Below are 1,993 nucleotides of genomic sequence, written 5' to 3'. Positions count from 1 at the left end.
AGGAGCTGCACCCCCAGTCGGTCGCGCGGTGGGCGGTGGGGCTGGCGGCCGACCGACTGGGGGTGCAGCTCCTGCTGCCGGCGTCGCTGCTGACCTCGGCGGTCGGGCTCGTCGCCGTCGGGACGAGCCTGGTCGCGGGGGAGGGGGCCGGCACGGTTGCGGGGGTGCTGGTGGGCGCGACCGTGTTCGGCATCGGCTACGGCGCGACCCAGAACCTCACCCTCGTGGCCGCCCTCGCCAGCACGCCACAGGACAACATCGCCAGTGCGGTCTGGAACGTCGGGTTCGACACCGGCACGGCACTGGGCGCCTTCGCCGTCGGCGCGGTCGCGGCCACCGGGTTCGGGCTGCCGTGGACGTTCGTCGCCTCGGCGGCACCGATCCTGCTGGTGCTGCCGATCGCTCGGGTGCGCCCCGTGATGCGCCCCGCCTGACCGCGGGTGGCGCGCACCCGCCATACCCCTCCTGCTCACGGGGTTCGGGGCCGAGCGGGTGAGTTCAGTGGCGGGGTGAGTTCAGTGGCGGCGCGGCGTCGGCCTGGGCAGCCTGACCCGCGACGTGGCCTGGTCGCCGGGACGGATGCGGCGCGAGAGGTCGGCGTGCTCGAGCAGGTCGGCCAGCGACACGGTGACCACGGGGTGGCTGCCGATCGGCTCGTCGCCGCTGAAGACGACCCACACCTGCAGGTCGCGGTGGAAGACGAGCAGCGCCGAGCCGTCGATGACGCTGGCAGCGTGCTGCAGCGCCTGCCGCCGGGCACTGGCCTTGGTCATCGCCTTCTGCGCGAGGACCTTGGCCGGCTCGCGGCTGTGTCGCACCAGCTCGTAGGCCATCGGGCCGTACTTCATCCCGAGCTTCATGGCGCTGCCGAGCGCCTTGCCGGATGCGGGCATCGGTCTCCTTCAGGGTCGGACGTCTGCCCTCACCATAAACGGCACCCCCTGAGCGGGCCGGGCCGAGGCGGCGACGGTCGTGACCCTAACCTTGGGCCCATGGTGAGCACACGGACCGACTACGACGGGGCGGGGCTCGGCGAGGAGGTGCTCGCACCCACGCCGTGGGCGCAGGCGAGTCACTGGGTCGACGAGGCGGTGGAGCGGCAGGAGGACCGCGGCGACGTCCCCGAGCCGCTGTCGCTGTCGGTCGCGACCGTCGATGGCCAGGGCCGGCCGGACGTGCGCACCGTGCTGATGCGGTTCTTCGACCCGACGGGGCCGGGTTTCGTCACCTGCCTCGACTCGGCCAAGGGCGTGCAGCTGCGGGGCAACCCGGCGGTCGCGGCCTCGCTGACCTGGGCCGGGATGTTCCGGGCGGTGCGGTTCCGGGGGGTGGCGCACGAACTGGGCCGGGACGAGGCCACCGACTACTTCGGGCAGCGTCCGTGGGGGTCGCGGATCAGCGCGTGGGCCTCGCGGCAGTCGCGGCTGATCGAGGGCCGGGCCGCGTTGGAGCAGGCCTTCGAGGAGTATGCCGAGCGGTGGCCGGACCACGGCCGCCCGACGGACGTGCCGGTGCCGGACCGCTGGGGTGGCTACCGGATCCGGTGTGACGAGGTGGAGTTCTGGGCGGGCCGGCGCAACCGGCTGCACGACCGACTGGTCTTCGAGCGCGTCGCGGAGGGGACCCTCGATGACGCCGCGGCCTGGCGGGTCCTGCGTCGCCAGCCCTGACTCCTTGCCGGGGCCCACCCTCGGCCCCGGCGGCTTTGCTGGCACGGCCCGGATGGGTTTCTGTCGCCCAAACCGCTTCGGTGAGTGCTGGACGGCGGTGGGACCGGTCTGCACCACAGAAGCCGGGTTGAGGCGAGCACGGGGTGGCGCGGGAGGATGGCGGCCGTGACCACGACACCCCAGGATCCCGAGACCTCGCTGGCCGATCGGATGCGCGCAGCCGTGCCGCGAGTGCGCCGCCGCCTCCCCGGGGGCGTGGCCGACGCTCCGGCGCAGGTGCTCCGGCAGCTTGCCGACGAGCTCGAACGGTCCGCTGAGCCGCA

At 73.8% G+C, this 1,993-nt stretch carries 2 protein-coding genes and 1 pseudogene; 2 read left to right on the top strand and 1 reads right to left on the bottom strand.

The features are described from left to right. Positions 1-434, top strand: a pseudogene (locus FRW57_RS23625) (MFS transporter); the annotation flags it as partial. A gap of 81 nt (positions 435-515) precedes the next feature. Here the strand turns inward: FRW57_RS23625 and FRW57_RS20970 are convergent. After that, positions 516-893, bottom strand: a complete 378-nt coding sequence (locus FRW57_RS20970; RefSeq protein ID WP_137123085.1) for a hypothetical protein — start codon at positions 891-893, stop codon at positions 516-518. Positions 894-992: 99 nt separating this feature from the next. On the opposite strand from FRW57_RS20970, the gene pdxH reads away from it, so the two are divergent. Further along, positions 993-1,670, top strand: a complete 678-nt coding sequence (gene pdxH / locus FRW57_RS20965) for a pyridoxamine 5'-phosphate oxidase (protein ID WP_152186977.1) — start codon at positions 993-995, stop codon at positions 1,668-1,670. Positions 1,671-1,993: the final 323 nt, after the last annotated feature.

The sequence above is a fragment of the Segeticoccus rhizosphaerae genome (genome assembly GCF_009192725.1).
Lineage (GTDB): Bacteria > Actinomycetota > Actinomycetes > Actinomycetales > Dermatophilaceae > Segeticoccus > Segeticoccus rhizosphaerae.
Note: the sequence above shows the minus strand (reverse complement) of the source record. Positions and strands in the feature narration are given on the sequence as shown.